The 17,118-nt window shown below is 61.4% G+C and carries 14 protein-coding genes and 1 tRNA gene; 1 reads left to right on the top strand and 14 read right to left on the bottom strand.

Annotated features, from left to right (window positions below; translation table 11 throughout):
• Positions 1 to 198 precede the first annotated feature (198 nt).
• Entirely contained in the window at positions 199 to 1,191 is a 993-nt protein-coding gene (locus tag DXD48_RS09320) for an SIS domain-containing protein (protein WP_117564961.1), read from the bottom strand.
• Positions 1,192 to 1,396: 205 nt separating this feature from the next.
• Between DXD48_RS09320 and DXD48_RS09315 the strand changes: the two genes are divergently transcribed.
• Positions 1,397 to 2,119: a GntR family transcriptional regulator gene (locus tag DXD48_RS09315; protein WP_117564960.1), complete on the top strand. Its 723-nt coding sequence runs from the start codon at positions 1,397 to 1,399 to the stop codon at positions 2,117 to 2,119.
• 21 nt (positions 2,120 to 2,140) lie between these two features.
• Here DXD48_RS09315 and DXD48_RS09310 read toward each other — a convergent pair whose 3' ends face one another.
• From DXD48_RS09310 to DXD48_RS09250, 13 genes are all read right to left on the bottom strand, one after another.
• Positions 2,141 to 2,731, bottom strand: a complete 591-nt coding sequence (locus DXD48_RS09310; protein ID WP_117564959.1) for a GNAT family N-acetyltransferase — start codon at positions 2,729 to 2,731, stop codon at positions 2,141 to 2,143.
• A 77-nt stretch (positions 2,732 to 2,808) separates the two neighbouring features.
• Entirely contained in the window at positions 2,809 to 3,834 is a 1,026-nt protein-coding gene (locus tag DXD48_RS09305) for a low specificity L-threonine aldolase (RefSeq protein ID WP_117564958.1), read from the bottom strand.
• Positions 3,835 to 3,879: 45 nt separating this feature from the next.
• Positions 3,880 to 4,743, bottom strand: coding sequence for a phosphatase PAP2 family protein (locus tag DXD48_RS09300; RefSeq protein WP_117564957.1), 864 nt, complete (start codon positions 4,741 to 4,743; stop codon positions 3,880 to 3,882).
• Between the two features lie 154 nt (positions 4,744 to 4,897).
• Positions 4,898 to 8,530 carry a transcription-repair coupling factor gene (mfd, locus tag DXD48_RS09295; protein WP_117564956.1) on the bottom strand — a complete coding sequence of 1,211 codons (3,633 nt, stop codon included), beginning with the start codon at positions 8,528 to 8,530 and terminating at the stop codon, positions 4,898 to 4,900.
• 159 nt (positions 8,531 to 8,689) lie between these two features.
• Complete coding sequence (nth, locus tag DXD48_RS09290) at positions 8,690 to 9,355, bottom strand: endonuclease III (protein WP_117564955.1); 666 nt, start codon at positions 9,353 to 9,355, stop codon at positions 8,690 to 8,692.
• A gap of 63 nt (positions 9,356 to 9,418) precedes the next feature.
• Positions 9,419 to 11,221, bottom strand: coding sequence for an ABC transporter ATP-binding protein (locus tag DXD48_RS09285; RefSeq protein ID WP_117564954.1), 1,803 nt, complete (start codon positions 11,219 to 11,221; stop codon positions 9,419 to 9,421).
• Positions 11,222 to 11,348: 127 nt separating this feature from the next.
• Complete coding sequence (gene rmuC, locus DXD48_RS09280; RefSeq protein WP_117564963.1) at positions 11,349 to 12,704, bottom strand: DNA recombination protein RmuC; 1,356 nt, start codon at positions 12,702 to 12,704, stop codon at positions 11,349 to 11,351.
• A 124-nt stretch (positions 12,705 to 12,828) separates the two neighbouring features.
• Positions 12,829 to 13,263, bottom strand: a complete 435-nt coding sequence (locus tag DXD48_RS09275) for a hypothetical protein (protein ID WP_117564953.1) — start codon at positions 13,261 to 13,263, stop codon at positions 12,829 to 12,831.
• Between the two features lie 441 nt (positions 13,264 to 13,704).
• Positions 13,705 to 14,244, bottom strand: coding sequence for a rubrerythrin (gene rbr / locus DXD48_RS09270; RefSeq protein ID WP_055252097.1), 540 nt, complete (start codon positions 14,242 to 14,244; stop codon positions 13,705 to 13,707).
• A gap of 114 nt (positions 14,245 to 14,358) precedes the next feature.
• Positions 14,359 to 15,264, bottom strand: coding sequence for an adenine glycosylase (locus DXD48_RS09265; protein WP_117564952.1), 906 nt, complete (start codon positions 15,262 to 15,264; stop codon positions 14,359 to 14,361).
• Positions 15,265 to 15,285: 21 nt separating this feature from the next.
• Complete coding sequence (locus tag DXD48_RS09260) at positions 15,286 to 15,771, bottom strand: Rrf2 family transcriptional regulator (protein ID WP_117564951.1); 486 nt, start codon at positions 15,769 to 15,771, stop codon at positions 15,286 to 15,288.
• Between the two features lie 358 nt (positions 15,772 to 16,129).
• Positions 16,130 to 16,207: transfer RNA gene (locus tag DXD48_RS09255), tRNA-Asp, on the bottom strand.
• 409 nt (positions 16,208 to 16,616) lie between these two features.
• Positions 16,617 to 17,084, bottom strand: a complete 468-nt coding sequence (locus DXD48_RS09250; RefSeq protein WP_117564950.1) for a YfcE family phosphodiesterase — start codon at positions 17,082 to 17,084, stop codon at positions 16,617 to 16,619.
• Positions 17,085 to 17,118: the final 34 nt, after the last annotated feature.

Raw genomic sequence — 17,118 nt, 5'->3', positions numbered from 1 at the left:
GGCCCGATTTTGCCTCTTGACAATGTCCTGCTCATATTAAAAGGAACATCCCTAACTGCCGGCAGAAAGGGAACGTCCCCAAGTGCCGCTCTAGCAGTTGCGGTGAAATAGTTCTCAAACAGAGGCTTCACACTCCCAAACAGGAACTATTCCACCGCAACTCATGAGGGGTATTGGGCTGTTAGGCCGCTCTATCCCTTAGTAATCCAGCTTCCACATGTAACGGCGCGTCATGTAGTCCTTGTGGGTGACGGCGGAGAGCGCACGCATGTAGACGTTGTTGAGGATCGGGGCAAAGATCAGGTGGTTGAAGTACTCGCTCACGCTGTCCTTGATGTCGTTGAGGCCGAGCTCCTTGGCGTCGAGCTGGTAGACGCGCTCACCACCGTACTGGTTGACAAAGCGAATGCCGCGCTCGTCGTTGCAGCGGCTGCGGCCGACGCTGATGAGCTGGAACAGCGAGGTACGCTTGTCCAGGATCTCGAAGGGGCCGTGGAAGAAGTCGCAGGTGTTGATGGTGCAGGAGTCGATCTGCAGCATCTCCTGCACGTTGCAGATGCTAAAGACGTAGGCGGCACCAAAGAGCGGGCCCTGAGCCATCACGTTGATGCAGGGCTTGTCGGCGTTCTGCTCGGCCCACTTGGCAGCGAGCGGACGGGTGTACTCGACAGCCTTGCGATAGATGGGGTCGACCAAGTCGAAGGCGGCCATAGCGGCCTCGTACTCGGCATAGCCCTCGGTCTGCTGCGTAAGCTCCATAGCAATCATGGTCACGACGGCGGAGTTGGTGCGGCCCATGCAGGACTCGTCGATGGCCAGGCTGTCGTACTGGATCTTGTAGTCGCAGACCTCGGTGAGGCCGGACTCGTCAACATAGATGGCGATGGTGCTGGCGCCGTGGTTCTTGGCGACCTGGGCGGCGACGATGGTCTCCTTGGTGCCGCGCATGGACACGACGACGGCCAGGGTGTTCTCGTTGACGTAGGCAGGCGTGGCGTGCACGAACTCGTTGCTGGTGTAGCTGGAGCTCACGACCTGCGTGGCCTCGTGCTCCATAAAGTACTGGGCAGGATAGTTGCCGCCGTTGGATCCACCGGCGCCAATCCACACGACGCGCTTGATGCCGCCCTTGTCTGCCTTGTCAGCCAAAACCTGGGAGACGACGTCCTTAACCTGTTCCTGAGTAGTCATCGTGCATCAGCCTTTCTTCTCGTTTGATGCTCTCGATGGCATACAAGTTACATACATGTTTTGGTTATGTCGACTAGTTGTATGCTATATTTGTCTTAGAAATTTTGCTGGTAAAGTTTTCGGCAAGCCATTACCAGCGGTTTTGTTGTCATGTTGGATACATGCTTGGTTCTGTAAGCATACAAGTTAGATACAGGTTGTTCGCATGATCACTTCGTCAAAAAAGAACTTGGCCCAATACGAGCGTCTGGCGGCAACGCTGCGCGACCGCATCGCCGCCGGCGTCTACGCGCGCGAAGACAAGCTGCCGTCCGAGATGGAACTCATGGACGAATCGGGGCTGTCGCGCAGCACCGTGCGCCACGCGCTTAAGGTGTTAGTTGACGAGGGCCTGGTGCGCACCGAGCGCGGACGTGGCGCCTTTGTGGCCGACACGCCGGCGCTCCACGAGAACAACCTGGTGTTTTCGAGCTACACGGCACAGGTACAGGGCCAGGGCATGAAGCCCACCACGCGCACCGTGGACTCGGGCTTTGCCAAGGCGGCCGGCAGCATAGCTAAGTTCTTTGACGCCGCCGTGGGCAGCAAGCTCGTCAAACTTGTCCGCCTGCGTTACCTGGACGATGCGCCGCTGTGCCTGGAAACCACCTATCTACCACCGAGCTTTGAGGCACTCATCGATCGCGATATCAACGGTTCGCTCTACGCCACGCTGCGCCAAGAATTCCATCGCGCGCCGGCACAGGGACATAAGACCTTTGAGGTGTGCTATGCCTCGCAAAACGAGGCGTTTTTGCTCAACGTTGAGCGTGGGCAGGCGCTGATCTTGATCACCGACTACGTCTACGACACCGACGGCCACCCGCTCCATATCTCCAAGCGTATCCAGCGCACCGACCGCGCCAAATACACCGAGCCCATCGGCTAACCTGCCAAAATAAACCTGTCCCTAAATGGTAGGTCTGGGGAGGTCGGGGAACCAGGTTGGTTTGGGTTGGTTGGGCGTGCGCTCGGCTAGGACCAACTCCATCCAGCACATGTCGTACCAGCGGCCGAACTTTTGGGCGCAGCGGTCGAAGGCGCCCACCAGGCGGTAGCCCATATGGGCATGGAAATCCTGGCTGTTGTGCGTCAGGTATTCGTCGTCCTTATCGTGCGGCACGGCAATGAGCGCGCACATGTTGGTGATGCCCATCGCGACCAGGCATTGCTTGAGCGCGTCGTGCAGCTTGCGACCCAGCCCGCCATGGCGCACATCGCGTGCCAGGTAGATCGACGTCTCGACCGACCAGTCGTATGCCTCGCGGCTGTTAAGCGGACTCACGTAGGCATAGCCTACCGGACGCCCGTCCAACTCCATCACCAGATACGGATAGCGCTTGAGCGTACGCTCAATACGCCCGGCGAACTCCTCAACGCTCGGCACCTCGTATTCGCAGGTAATCGCCGTCTGGCGCACATACGGCTCATAGATGGCAAGCAACGCCGGCGCATCATCGGGCGTCGCCAGGCGAATCGTCGGCTCGGACATCTCGGTCATACAACCCTTCTCCCCAAAAGCAAAGGCCGCCCTGCGCCAAGCTCAGGCGCAGGGCGGCCCCTTGTCATTACATCAGACTACAGGACAGCCGCCAGCGCGTCGATGTCCTCCTGCGTCGTGGCCCAGCTGGTACAAAAACGCACCACCGTGTGGGTCTCGTCGTACTTTTCCCAGTACTCGATCGAGGCATGCTCGCGAATGCGGGCCATATCTTCGTTGGGTAGAATCACAAACTGCTGGTTTGTGGGCGTCTCCAAGAAGAACCGGTAGCCGTGCTCGTGCAGCACGCGACGAAGCGCCTGCGCGGTTTCAATCGCTTGGCGACCAATCTCAAAATACAGGCCGTCGGTAAAGAGTGCCTCAAACTGAGCGCCCGTCAGGCGGCCCTTGGCGAGCAGTGCGCCATGCTGCTTAATACGCGGAATGGGATGCGCCGGAGCGTGCATGCCGCAGAACACCACAGCCTCGCCGCAAAGCGCGCCGCACTTGGTGCCGCCGATATAGAACACGTCGCACAGCTGCGCCAGCTCGGGCAGGGTAATGTCGCACTCATCGGCCGCCAGTGCATAGGCCAGACGAGCACCGTCCACAAACAGCGGAATCTCGCGCTTCTGGCACACCGCGTGAATCGCCGCGAGCTCGGCCTTGGAGTACAGCGTGCCGTACTCGGTCGATAGACTCACGTACACGGCGCCCGGGAACACCGTGTGCTCGTAGCTCTCGTTTTCGTAGAACACCTGGATATAGTTCTCGAGATCCTCGGCGTGCATCTTGCCCTCGTAGCCGGGGATGGTGAGCACCTTGTGGCCGCCAAACTCGATGGCGCCCGCCTCGTGGCAAGCGACATGGCCGGTCTCGGCGGCAACGACGCCCTCGTAGGGCGCGAGCAGCATGTCAATCACCGTCGCGTTGGCCTGCGTGCCGCCCACCAGCAAGAACACGTCGGCATCGGGGGCCTGACAGGCCTCGCGAATCAGCTGCTTGGCACGCTCGGTGTGCGCATCGGTACCGTAGCCGGGCTGCGGCTCCATGTTGGTATCGACGAGCGCCTGCAGCACTGCCGGATGAGCACCGTGGGAATAGTCGTTGTTGAACGCGAGCATGGCAATCCTCTCTAGCCGGGCATGGGCCCGATGATTCAAACGCAGCTATTGTACGCCGCCCGGATAGGCAATGCGCGCGGCAAGACACTCAAGTGCCAGCACCAGGGCAAAGCCGCAGCTCACATCAGTCAAAAAGTGCGCACCGATCACAATGCGACCAAAGGCGACGAGCGCCGCAACCACAGCCGCCACCCAAAAGACCACACGACGGCGCGACGGTTTTTCCTTAAAGGCCGCCGCGGGAAGCCCGGCGAGCATAAGGCCGATCGCCGCGTGCGCCGTGTGTCCGCTCGCAAACGACTTAAAGCCGTCCTTGATCACGCCGGCGGCGATATAGCTCCACTTGTCGGGATTGCCAATCACCCACCACGGCTGAAAATTGAGCCCCGGCGTGACCTCGATCACGCGCATGCGCGGGCGCGACCACAGCGGCTTGACGATCACGTTGAGGATGATGGCCTGAGCGACCCACACGGCAAGCACCATCAGCGCCCAGCGTGTGAGCTCGTCGGAGTCGGTGTCGCGCGTGAGGCGATAGGCGATGAGGTTGGCCGCGATGACCAATGCAAACGTCAGAACCAGCTGAACCGCGATGAGTTTGCCGCCAACCTTCAGGGACGAGACGATCTCGTAGCCGGCCAGGCCAACGTTGACGAGGATGCCGAGCACGGCGAGCCATTTGCTCCCCCTGGAGTCGGGACGCACCGCGCGCACGAGCATGACGCCCGCGATACTCGCCGTCAGCTCGAACGGCAGCTCGCCAGCGGCCTCGATAAAGCGACCGTACATGCTGCCGATATTGAAGAGCGCGCTCGAGATCTGATAATCGAAGAAACTGCCCACGCCCAGACAAAGGCACAGGACAACCGCAATGGCAGCGGCGTCTTTCTTATAGATGTACCCGAACATGCTTTCCTTTCCATCGGGCGAAGGGTCGACCCGCAACGTGGTGGGACAAAGTTATCAGTAGTTTTGTCCCAGGGTCGCTTGCGTTGACAGGCTCGATGCGACTATCGCACCTGGGACAAAAACTACTGATAACTTTGTCCCACCGACTTACTTGTTAGTCATCGTCAGTAGCGCCCAACTGCTGCAGCAGCATGAGTGTGGCCGCCACGGGGCCGGCGCCGTCGTTGGCATCGAGACCGCGACCCAGGCCGCTGCCCGCACCGGCGCCCGCCTTATAGGGCACCGACAGCTTGCGGCTCTTGGGGAAGTTCACCGCGCCGTACCGATTCTTAAACTCAAAGGCCACCTTCTTGGGCACGTCGACGCCCAAAAACGTGATGCGTCCGCCGCTGAGCGTGACGCTCTCGAGCCCCAAGCGCTCGCCGCGGATACGGATACGCGCGCGGTTGAACAGATTGAGTCCCGCCAACGGCAGCTCGCCATGCGCGGCCTCGGTCTCTTCCTGCACCTCGTCGATGCTCTCCAGGTCCTCGGCCGCTGCGAGCTTGCGGTACACGAGCACGCGCTGGTCCACCGCCGGCAGGTACTCCTCGGACAAGAAGTAATCGGCCGGCAGATTAATACCCACGCTCGCCGCCTCCACGCCGGCGTCGTCATCGCCGCGCGCCTCGGCCACGGCCTGGCCCAACATCTGCGTAAACAGATCAAAGCCCACGCTCGACAGGTTGCCGTGCTGCTCAGCGCCCATCAGCGAACCGGCGCCGCGAATCTCCAGGTCGCGCATGGCGATACGCATGCCGCTGCCCAGGTCCTGGAACTCGGAAAGTGCAGTCAGGCGCGCCGTGGCCTCCTCGGTGAGCGGCAGCTCGCCCGGGAACATAAAGTACGCGTAGGCCTGCGTGGCAGAGCGACCCACGCGGCCCTTGAGCTGGTAGAGCTGTGCCAGACCCAAGCGCTGCGAGTCCTCGATGATCAGCGTGTTGGCGGTCGCGTTGTCGATGCCGCTCTCCACGATGGTCGTGGCGATGAGCACGTCGATCTTTTTGGTCGCGAACTCAATCATCACGTCCTCGACCTCGCGCGGGCTCATCTTTCCGTGCGCCACGCCCACGCGCGCCTCGGGCGCGGCCTCGTGCACGCGCGCCACGGCGTCGTCGATGGTCTTGACGCGGTTGGACACGTAGTACACCTGGCCGCCGCGGCCCACCTCCAGGCGAATCGCCGCGCTCACCACATCGGGGTCGTACTCCCCCACGTGCACGATCACGGGACGACGCCCAGTCGGCGGCGTGGTGATCAGGCTCATGTCGCGCACGCCGCTCGTGGCCATCTGCATGGTTCGCGGAATAGGCGTTGCCGAAAGCGTAAGCACGTCAATCTGCTCACGCAGGTTCTTGAGCTGCTCCTTGTGCTGCACGCCAAAGCGCTGCTCCTCGTCGATGATTACCAGGCCTAGGTTCTTGGGGTTCACATCGGCCGAAAGCAGACGATGCGTGCCGATGAGCACATCGATCGTGCCCTCGGCAAATGCCTTGAGCGCGCGCTTTTGCTGCGCCGGCGTGCGAAAGCGGCTGAGTACCTCGACTTCAAGGCCAAACGGGGCAAAACGCTCAAAGAACGTCTCGTAGTGCTGCTGGGCCAGAATGGTCGTGGGGCAGAGCACCATGACCTGGCGACCGGAGTCCACGCACTTAAACGCCGCGCGCAGGGCGACCTCGGTCTTGCCAAAGCCCACGTCTCCGCACAGCAGGCGGTCCATGGGCTTGGGCGCCTCCATATCGGCCTTAATGTCAGCGATGGCCTCCAGCTGATCGCGCGTCTCGTCGTAGGGGAAGCTCTGCTCCATCTCGATCTGCTCGGGCGTGTCGGGCGGGCAAGCGATACCGGTAATCGAAGAGCGGCGCGTATACAGATCGACCAGGTCAAACGCCAGCTTTTTGGCGTTCTTGCGCGCCTTGTTGGTGGCGCGCGTCCAGTCGGCGGTGTTGAGCCTGGTCAGGCGCGGCTTGTCGCCGTCGGGGCCAACATAGCGTGTGATGCGGTCAACCTGCTCGAGCGGCACGTAGAGCTTGTCGCCGTCGGCATATTCCAGCAAAAAGTAGTCGCGCTCCTTGCCGCCCACTTCCTGGCGCGCGATCTCGCTAAAGAGCGCGATGCCGTGAGTGGCGTGCACCACGTAGTCGCCCGGCTTAAACGGAAACGTGATCTGCGTAATGTCCACCTTGCGGCGGCTGCGCGCGCGGTTGGCGTCCATGCGGGCGTTGAGGTCGGCGATCGAGAACACGGCCAGGTTGGCATCGGGCACCACCACGCCCTGCGGCAAGGCGGCATCGACAAAGGTCACGCGTCCGCGCGAGATGGTGGGCACGGTGGCGCCGGCGGCAGCCTGGGCGGCACCTGCCTCGAGCGAGCGGGCGTTGAGCGCGTCGGCCTTGCGTTCGCGAATTGCAGCATGAGCATCCTGGCGGACAGCACGATCGGCAGAATCCGCCGCTGCCACGCGCACACGGTCGCCAATAGCGCCCGCGTTTTCGGGCGCGGCCGTCAGCGACTCCTCAAAAGTAATACCCTCATCGCCAAAGGTGAGCTCCATCGACTCGCGCGCACCGCGGTCGGGGATGGCAAATACGCAGGCATAGCGCTTGCCCACGACCTCCTGGATGCGCGTCATAAAGCGATTGTCCGAGCCCGCGATGGCCGGCTGCTCAATCTTGAGCTCTGCCGTCACCGCACCGCCGGCACGAATCAAGCTCACGTAGTTAAGGCGCTGCTGGGCACCAAAGTCGAGTTGCTGGGCACGCACGTACAGGCCGTCCAGACGGTCGACCCCCGCCTCGCCGGCACGTGCCTCGATATCCTCGTAGGCACGCAGGCAATCGTCGAACAGCGAGCGCGGCTCGGACAGCACCACGAGCGCCTTGCCGCTCACGTGCGCCAGCGGGCTCACGGTCTGGCCGTACATCACCGGCAAAAAGCGATCGAGCTCGGGCGTGACGATGCGCGCATCCACCATCTCGAGCAGCGCCGCCAGTTTGCTGTCGTCCTGGCTGGCACGATAGAGCGCCACATGCATGTTGTGGACGGCGTCGTCGGTGAGTGCGAGCTCGCGACAGGGGAAAATCTCGATGCTGTCCTCGTTGCCGATGGTCTGGCCCGTGGAACCCACCATGCGGCGGATGCGGTCGATCTCGTCGCCGAAAAATTCAATGCGCACGGGCGCCTTTTCCTGCGCGGGAAACACCTCGACGGTGTCGCCGTGCACACGGAACAGGCCGGGCGCGTCGGCGGCGCCGGCATTGGTGTAGCCCATGCCCACCAGACACTGCGGCACCTCGTCAAAGGGAATCTCCTCGCCCACCGCAAAAGTAGTGGACTCCCAGTAGCGACTCTCGACCGGCGGCACGCAGCGCAGCAGTGCGCGGGCCGAGGCGACCATAATGCAGTTGTCGCCGCGCACGATGCGCCCGAGCGCCTCGCAGCGCTGCGCCACCACGACGTCGTCGGGCGCCTGCTCGCGCCACGGATAGTCCTTGCGCTCGGGGAAGCGGCACACGTGCGCCAGCCCCACATAGGCGGCAAGGCTGCGGGCGGCACGATCGGCCGCGTCCTCGCCGCTCACAATGTAGACCGTGGGGCGCGGACGACGCGCAAACTGGGCGGCCGCCATGAGCGTACGGCCCGACTGCGACACGGCCAGCGTCACGTCCTCGCCGGCATCGAGTCCGGCCTCGACGGTCTGCAAGGCCTCGGCAGTGTAGAGCTGCGCGGCTATACGGTGAATGAGCATGCTGTTCCTCCGGCATCGCAACGCCAAAAGCCCGCCGGGGCAAGCTCGGCGGGTCGTACGTCAAATACATTGTCTGTCATGGTAGCGCATGGAGAGGACTCCAGCTCAAGCGTACGCCCAGCCCCGCAACAAAAACGCCAGACGGAGATGCGTTCCGCCCTACCCCGCTACGCGCACGCTGGGGCACAAATCTGCCAGCGGACACTCGTCACACTTGGGTTTGCGGGCGTCGCAGATCTCGCGGCCAAAGGTGATCCACTGATGGTTGACCGACTCCCAATACTCGTGCGGCAAAATCTTGAGCAGATCCTGCTCGGTCTTGAGCGGTTCCTTGGCATGCGTCTTGGGACTCAGCATCAGGCGGTGCGCAATGCGGTTGACGTGCGTGTCCACCGCAATGCCCTCTACGATGCCATACCCCACGTTGAGCACGATGTTCGCCGTCTTGCGTCCCACGCCCGGCAGCTTCACGAGTTCCTTCATGTCGGCCGGCACCTCGCCGTCATAGTCGGCGACGATCATCTGCGCGGCCTCGACGGCATGCTTGGCTTTGCTCTTGTAGAAGCCGAGTGACCTGATGGTGTCCGCCACGTCAGCTACGCTCGCCCCGGCCATGGCCTCGGGCGTGGGCCACTGGGCAAACAGCCGCGGCGTCACCTTGTTGACCTGCGCATCGGTCGTTTGTGCCGAGAGCAGCACCGCGATCAGCAGGCGGAAGGGATTCTCGTGGTCCAAAAAGCACTCGACCGGGCCATAGCGACGGTTGAGGCGCTCACACACCTCGATGGCGCGCTCGCGCTTGGCGGCATTGGTCTCGCGTGGCATAACGACTCCTCGGCTCAACGGCACAATAAACTTATGGGCACAATTGTCCCACGTCCGAGACGCTTACGCCTCCAAGAATGCGCCGGTCTGGCGGCCCCACAGGCTCGCGTACTCGCCACCCGCCTCGACAAGCTGCGCATGCGTGCCGTCCTCGACAATCTCGCCATCGGCCAGCACCACAATGCGGTCGAGCGCCGCCACGGTGGACAGGCGGTGCGCCACCACAATGGAGGTACGTCCACGCATCAGGTTTTCGAGCGCCTCCTGCACCAGCGCCTCGGACTCGCTGTCGAGGGCAGAGGTCGCCTCGTCGAGCACCAGAATCGGCGCGTCGGTTAGGATGGCGCGGGCGATAGCCACGCGCTGACGCTGGCCGCCCGAGAGCTTAACGCCGCGCTCGCCCACCATGGTGTCAAAGCCACGGGGCAAGCGGTCGATAAACTCCAGGGCATTGGCCAGGCGCGCGGCCTCGCGAATCTGCTCGTCGGTGGTGTTGGGACGACCGTAGGCAATGTTTTCGCGAATGGAGCGGTGAAACAGCAGCGCCTCCTGCGGCACGTAGGCAACCTGGCGGCGCAGGCTCTGCTGCGTGCAGCGCGAGACGTTCTGGCCGTCCACGAGCACGCGGCCGCCCTGCACATCGTCCAAGCGCAACAGCAGCTTGGTGAGCGTCGACTTGCCCGAGCCCGATTTACCCACCAGGCCCACGCGCTGGCCCGCCGCCACGTGAAGCGTCAGGTCGTCGAACACGTTCTCGCCCGCCGCGGCGTCACGATATGCAAAGCTCAGGTGCTCAAAATCAATCGCACCTTCGGTCACTTTAAGCTCGGGAGCGTTCTCGTCGTCTGCCACCAGACGCGGCTCGTCCAGCACGCGCGTCATCTCGGCCGCATCACCGAGCGCGCGGTTGATGCGCTGCATCATGGAGCTTACGTAGTTCAGACGCATGGTGAGGTTATAGGTGTAGGTAAAGATCATGACGAGCGAGCCGGCCGAGATGCCAAACCACGCGTTGCCGCCCGCCACGAACACACTCACCACGGCCATGGTGATGACGATAAGGCCCGAGGTCGTAAAGTTGCGCTGCATCATGGCGTGCATCGAGACCGTCTCGGCGTCGCGCGCGGCACGATCGGCGGCGTCGAACAGATCGCGTTCAAAGTCCTCGCGCCCGCAGGTCTTGACGGCCAAGATGTTCGTGACCGCGTCGGAGAGCACGCCCGAGAGCTTGTTCTGGGCGGCGGACGTCGCGGCCGAAAGCGGCATGATGCGCTTGTACATAAGCCAGACAAACGCGATGTAGACGACCATGATGCACACCAGGATCACGGTAAACGTCGGCACCACCGGGGCGAGTGCGGCCACGGTGCAGATGACCGAGGTGATGGTGGGGATGAGCGAATACACCGTCACGTCGACCAGACCGGTGTAGCCGCTCATAAAACGGCTTGTCTGGCTCACAAGCGATCCGCCAAAGCGGCTGGTATGGAATGTCATGGATTGGTTGGAGAGTGTGTCGAAGCACAGGCGCGCCAGGTGATAGTTGCCCGCGATCTCGAGCTTGTAGACGGTGTAGTCCTGCAGCTTGGAGAGGATCTGGCCCACCAGGTTGACGAGCACGAGCGCCAGAATGTAGGGACCGAAGACCTCAAACACCTGGTCACCCGCCACGGGACCGGCTTGAACGCGGTCGACAATGAGGGCCATCACATAGGTATTGGCAAACGTCAGCAAAAAGATGTAGCCCGCCGACGAGAACACCGAGAGAAAGACAATCAGCGGCTGCGTGCGCGTGACATCCCAAAAACGCTGTAGCGTGCGGCGCACGGTGGAGCGTTTGAGCGGGCTGGTGCTTCTCTGAGACATGGGCTTCCTTTCGCGTCTGATAGGGCGAAACGCCATTGTTGCACATTGAAGCGCACTTCAGGCAAGCACGATGCGAAAAGCAGCGGGGCATCCGCGTTTGCGCCGGCGCCCCGCCGTCTTGTTGCAATTAGTCCTCGTCTTCTTGGTCTGTGGGAAAGCCCGCGGGCGTGAGCCCCAAGATCTCATCGGCTTGGTCGGCGTCTTCCAGCGCGTCGATGTCCTTGAGCTTGCGCTCCATGACGTTGGTGCGCGTGGTAATGATGCCCTCGACCGTTTTGCCCGCGGTCTCGATCTGCTGCTGGGCGCGGCGCAGCGCCTTTTGATAGCGCGGCAGCTCGGCCTTGACAGCGGAGAGCACGCGCAGTACATCGTCGGTGCGTTTTTGCAGCTTAAACGTTTGGTAACTCATCTGCAGGCTGTTGAGAATGGCCGCCATGGTGCTAGGGCCGGCAACGTTGACATGATAGTCGCGGCCCAGGGTCTCGATAAGCCCGGGGCGGCTGACGACCTCAGCGTACAGCCCCTCAAACGGAACGAACATGATGCCAAAGTTGGTGGTCACGGGCACGCTCAGATACTTTTCGCAGATGTCCTTTGCCTCACGCTTGACCATAGCGTCAAGCGTCTTGCGCGCGGCGGCGACGGCATCCGCGTCGCCCGACTCCTGGGCATCGAGCAGATGCTCGTACGCGTCGCCCGGGAATTTGGAGTCAATCGGCAGCAGTACGGGGTCGCCCTCGTCTACCGGCAGCTTGACGGCAAACTCAACACGCTCCGAGGCGCCGGGCTTGGTGGCAACGTTTTCCAGATACTGATCGGGTGTGAGGATATCCGCCAGGATCGCGCCCAGCTGCACCTCGCCCAAAATGCCGCGCGCCTTGACGTTACCCAGCACGCGCTTAAGGTCGCCCACGCCAGTGGCGATAGATTGCATGTCGCCCAGGCCCTTGTACACGGCCTCGAGCTGGTCGCTCACCTGCTTAAACGATGCAGACAGACGGTCGTTGAGCGTGCGAGAGAGCTTCTCGTCCACCGTCGCGCGCATCTGATCGAGCTGCACGTTGTTGTCTTTGCGGATGGCGCCCAGCTGAGCATCGACCGTCTCGCGCACCTTGTCCAGGCGATGCTCGATGCCCTCGCGATTGGCGCCGAGCTGTTGGGCCGTCTCACGGCGCAGGTCATCCATCCGGTCACCAGCTTGCGAGAACTCGCGTGCGATGGCCAGGTAACGTTGCTGCTCCACGGCCGCATCGGTCGTCTGCTGCTGCGCGATGGCATTGGCCGTGCGGCGTGTTTCGGCCAGCGCGACGTTCAGGGCATCGAGCGCGTTGTTGGCCTGCTCGAGTGCTGCCAGCGTTTCCGCGCTACTGTCGCCACGCTCCCGCAACTCGGCACGAAGGCCCTTGAGCTGCAGGGCACAGGCCGCAGCGACCCCCACCGCCACCAAAGCAATCACAATAAGTGCAATATCAATTGCAGACATAAACTCCGCCCAACAAACCCAATCGATCATCAATCAAAACCGCGATCAATCTTCCCCCGCCACACACACGGATCACTCACTGCCTTGCAGACAAATTTCTCTTAGAGCCGCGGACGCTAAAACGCTAGCTCTCCCAGCCGGCGCGGATGGTTGTTATGACGTCACCTAAGCGCTGGCCTAGGGCCGCTAGATGCTGGAGCACCTCGTTGGGCGATGCACCGTTGAGGATGCACGTGAGGGCATACGACGCCAGAAAGATGGCCGCAAGCCCCAGCGGGATGAGCACGATCATCGCCAAGGTGCGCAGGCGCTGGCCCACGCGGCGACGACGCGCACGACGCTTGTCGAACGCGAGCTCCTGCGCATATGAATCTTGCTGTACGGAATAGGCCTCTGGTGCCGATTCACACCCGGGCACAGCTGCAGGTACAGCAGCGGGCACGACATTTTGCGCAAAGGGCTGGACTGCCGCCCCTTGCATTTGCATCTCCATGAGTCGTTGCTGCTGACGCAGCATGCGCTCAGCTTGTTGCTGCGGAGTCTCAAGAAACAAATCCATGCTGGCCTCCAAAATCGGAGCATTCGACGCTTACGCCCAGCATCCCGCACCGCCATGACCGCGACAACGCAATCCGTAGCAATAGCCGCAAAGTTTCTTGTTGACAAAAGCTGTCGAAAACCTCAACAACTCCCCTACCAGCACTTTCTCTGAGCTTTTTTCGCCAACAATCTTTTGGCCTTCCACCCTTACGCCAACTGACCAAAATCTAACCAAAAGCTTGACGAAAATTGTGAAGACCGGGACCCCACAAAAACGTGCCGCCCCAAAAAGGGGCGGCACACAACCTTTTTTATCAGCTTTTCTGTATCGAGCACGCGACGACCCAACGCCGGAGCGCAAGGCGGGGAAATACCTTTGCCTCGCGCGACTCTGCGAAGCCGTGAGCGAGAGGGAAAGGTATTTCCCCGCCCTGCGCTCCGCAGCAGCCAGCGCCAAGCGCTAGTAGTTCACCACCTGCTCCTCAAAGTACGCCTTGGGGTGGTTACACACCGGGCACACCTCAGGCGCCTCGGCACCAACGTGCAGGTGCCCGCAGTTCAGGCACTTCCACACCTTTACGCCCTCACGCTCAAACACCTCGCCCGACTCGATGCGCTCGACGAGCTTGTTGTAGCGCTCCTCGTGGGCCTTCTCGACGGCGGCGACACCACGGAACTTTGCGGCAATCTCGGCAAAGCCCTCTTCCTCGGCGGTCTTGGCAAACTCGTCGTACATCGTGGTCCACTCGTAGTTCTCACCCGCGGCGGCATCGCGCAGATTGTCCAGGGTATCGGGGACGGCGCCATCGTGCAGATACTTAAACCACAGTTTGGCGTGCTCGGACTCGTTGCCAGCCGTCTCGGCAAAGATGTTCGAGATCTGAACGTAGCCGTCCTTCTTTGCCTTGGAGGCATAGTAGCGATACTTGGTGTGTGCCTGGGACTCACCGGCAAAAGCGGTCTCGAGGTTCTTCTTGGTTTGGGAATTCTCAAAATCCATAGGTGTACTTCCCTTCAACGCATGCCGCCCGTAGGCTTCGAGCGGCCTCGTCTTTAGGATGCCCTCATGTCGTAAATCTAAACCTTACAATCCTGTTCTTCAGATTTCCACGGGCTAAATGCTCAGCCAGCGATCGCCCTCGGCTCGGCAAAAGCCCTCACGCTCCAGGTCGGCCAGAATGCCCGCGACAAGCTCGCGCTCGACCGGCCCGCGCCCAGCCGCCGCTTCCATATCGTTAACGCCCACCACGGCATCAGCAAGCGTAATCCCCGCCGGTTGGCCATCGCGCGCTGCCAGCAACATGCGCACGATATGCGCGCGCTTTTGGCGACGTGAGCCCTCAAACTTTGATTGACGGCTATAGCCCGCCGAGCGCCTGGACGGATTGGGCAACGTCTTTTTTAGATATGCGCCGTAGTCCAGCAACGCGTAATACCACGCGCGCGGCGTGTCGGCATCATCGAGCGGCACGGCAAAGGGAGCGATCTCGTCGGTCGCCGCACCGGGGACCGCCGGACAGGCCGCCTGAATCAGCGGCACCAGCTCGCGGTCGGGAACAGCCGGTACATCGGGAAAGAAGTGATGCAGAAAGACCGTGCGCACGTTGGTCTCCAGATACACGCCTGGAAGGTCAAACGCGAACGACCGGATACCTTGCGCCGTTGCCGGGCCAATACCAGGCAGAGCGACCAAGTCACGCGTCTCACGCGGAAACTCACCGTCCCAGTCCTCCACAACGCGCTGAGCGGCCTTGTGGAGCGCCAGAGCGCGTCGGTTGTAGCCCATGCCCTGCCAAGCGTCCAAAACATCGGAAGGCGCGGCTTGGGCAAGCGCCTGCACGGTCGGAAAGCGATCGAGCCACGCCGGCATACGCGTCTCCACGCGTGGCACCTGTGTTTGCTGCAACATGACCTCGGAAAGCCAAATGATGTACGGATCGCGCGTGCGGCGCCACGGAAGGTCGCGATAACGCAGGACCCCTTCCGAACGAATCATCGAACGAAAGGGGTCCTGAATCATATCTATGCTCCTTATGCGGCGCTATTCCTCCCGGCATGTATACGCACAGGTGGCGTACTCGGGAAACGCTTCGCGGTCGGCGAACTTGGGATCGACGGCCGGGAACTGGCGGTGAGCGACGATGTCGCCGAGCGAAACGGAATCGAGGTAGTCGCGCATCAATGCTTGAGCTCCGGCCCACAGGGGATGATAGCAGCACGTGCCCATGCGCGCACAGTCGCCATCGGGTGCGGTGCAATCATTCATAACCATAGGGCCCTGAACGGCCTCGACGACCTGACGAATGGTAACGTCGTCCGGACTGACCTTGAGACGCATGCCACCGTGGACGCCACGCAGGCTCTCCACAATACCGGCCTGGACCAAACCGTGCTGAATCGAGCGGGCAAACGAATACGGGACATTGACCTCTTCGGCAGCGGTGCGAACAGAAAGCAAACGCTCCGGATCCTCGGCAAGCATTGCCAACATACGAAGGGCGTAATCAGTCTTCCTCGATATGTCCATTTTTCCCCTTTCAAGGAATACGAACAGCTCGAACGAGCTCCGGGGCCGAGCTTGTGTCGAGACGCTAAATGACCGCAGGACATCCAAATGGTAAATCGGATATCCACTGAATGCCGCGCTTGGAGCGAAATGCATCAGATGCGGCCCACAGTGCAATTTAGTATAACCTAACCCCCTGCTTCGTTGAACAGGTGTTGCGCAACAAAGCTGTTGTTTAGACAGATATGCTTATTAGATTTTACTTGCGTTCCCGAAGGGGCGGGGATTCTGGGCGAAGATGCGCCAGGGCGATCGTTCTATCGAAACAAAGTGCATCAAACGCAAAAAGCCACGTCCGAAGACGTGGCTTTAATTGCGTTGGCGGGAAGTACGGGGCTCGAACCCGCGACCTCCGACGTGACAGGCCGGCGCTCTAACCAAACTGAGCTAACTCCCCAGGCAGGCGTTCGCGTTTGTTTCCGCTCGCGTGCGCTGCGGGGATTAGTATACACAGAAGTCTGTCCGGCGCGCAACAACTTTTTTGAAAAAATTTTTGGGGCCATCCGGGAGGGTCTCCGGGGCTGGGGGCGGGGGTTAAGTTTGCTGCTCTACAGTCCTGCGCAAGACGGAAAGCACATTAAGTGCTTTCCTTTGCGTGCGGAACTCGCGACAAACTTAACCCCCGCCCCCAGCGCCGGAGACCCTCCCTGCCGTCACATTATTCAACCAGTTTTGCGGGCGTGCGCCGCTGCGCGGCTAGCCCGCGTGCTTCCCGGCGGGGTTGGTCTGATTGTTCTGGTTGGACTTCTTACTTTGGCTCAAAGAAAAACGGGAGATGCGTTGTGCATCCCCCGTTTTTGTTGCGGTTAGTCTAGGTCAATAAACTTGGTACTTATGACATGGCCGTCTTTGACGAGCATTCTGGCCATGGTGGGGCCTCGGGTGCCTCTGGGGTAGCTGGCGCTGCCCGGGTTGAGGACTAAGCAACGGCCCACTTGGGCTTCTTTGGTTACGTGGGTGTGGCCGTTGATGGCTACGTCCACGGATCCCACCGGAAGGTCTTCGCGGTAGTGGGCTACGGCGAATTTGAGGCCTTCGTAAGTAAAGAGCGCAAGACGGTCTACATCGGGGCCGTAGTCGCGGTAGTAATCGTTGTTGCCCAGTACGGCCCGCACGGGGGCGATGGTGCATAGGTGCTCGTAGTCCATCTCTGACGTAAGGTCGCCGGCGTGGATAATCAGGTCTGCGCCCTCAAGCTCGTCCAGGAGCGCAGGCGATAAATAGCCGTGGGTGTCCGAGATGATGTCGATGCGCTTGGCGCTTGCGCTGTTCATGGGATCCCTTCCGCAAAAAACGATTCGGCAGATA

This window comes from Collinsella sp. TM05-37 (genome assembly GCF_003436455.1).
Classification (GTDB): Bacteria; Actinomycetota; Coriobacteriia; order Coriobacteriales; family Coriobacteriaceae; genus Collinsella.
This window is presented reverse-complemented; position numbering and strand designations above follow the sequence as displayed.

Excerpts from the sequence above, each read along its gene's own strand:
- DXD48_RS09320 (WP_117564961.1), bottom strand. The coding sequence starts at position 1,191 with ATGACTACTCAGGAACAGGTTAAGGACGTCGTCTCCCAGGTTTTGGCT.
- DXD48_RS09315 (WP_117564960.1), top strand. The coding sequence starts at position 1,397 with ATGATCACTTCGTCAAAAAAGAACTTGGCCCAATACGAGCGTCTGGCG.
- DXD48_RS09310 (WP_117564959.1), bottom strand. The coding sequence starts at position 2,731 with ATGACCGAGATGTCCGAGCCGACGATTCGCCTGGCGACGCCCGATGAT.
- DXD48_RS09305 (WP_117564958.1), bottom strand. The coding sequence starts at position 3,834 with ATGCTCGCGTTCAACAACGACTATTCCCACGGTGCTCATCCGGCAGTG.
- DXD48_RS09300 (WP_117564957.1), bottom strand. The coding sequence starts at position 4,743 with ATGTTCGGGTACATCTATAAGAAAGACGCCGCTGCCATTGCGGTTGTC.
- mfd (WP_117564956.1), bottom strand. The coding sequence starts at position 8,530 with ATGCTCATTCACCGTATAGCCGCGCAGCTCTACACTGCCGAGGCCTTG.
- nth (WP_117564955.1), bottom strand. The coding sequence starts at position 9,355 with ATGCCACGCGAGACCAATGCCGCCAAGCGCGAGCGCGCCATCGAGGTG.
- DXD48_RS09285 (WP_117564954.1), bottom strand. The coding sequence starts at position 11,221 with ATGTCTCAGAGAAGCACCAGCCCGCTCAAACGCTCCACCGTGCGCCGC.
- rmuC (WP_117564963.1), bottom strand. The coding sequence starts at position 12,704 with ATGTCTGCAATTGATATTGCACTTATTGTGATTGCTTTGGTGGCGGTG.
- DXD48_RS09275 (WP_117564953.1), bottom strand. The coding sequence starts at position 13,263 with ATGGATTTGTTTCTTGAGACTCCGCAGCAACAAGCTGAGCGCATGCTG.
- rbr (WP_055252097.1), bottom strand. The coding sequence starts at position 14,244 with ATGGATTTTGAGAATTCCCAAACCAAGAAGAACCTCGAGACCGCTTTT.
- DXD48_RS09265 (WP_117564952.1), bottom strand. The coding sequence starts at position 15,264 with ATGATTCAGGACCCCTTTCGTTCGATGATTCGTTCGGAAGGGGTCCTG.
- DXD48_RS09260 (WP_117564951.1), bottom strand. The coding sequence starts at position 15,771 with ATGGACATATCGAGGAAGACTGATTACGCCCTTCGTATGTTGGCAATG.
- DXD48_RS09250 (WP_117564950.1), bottom strand. The coding sequence starts at position 17,084 with ATGAACAGCGCAAGCGCCAAGCGCATCGACATCATCTCGGACACCCAC.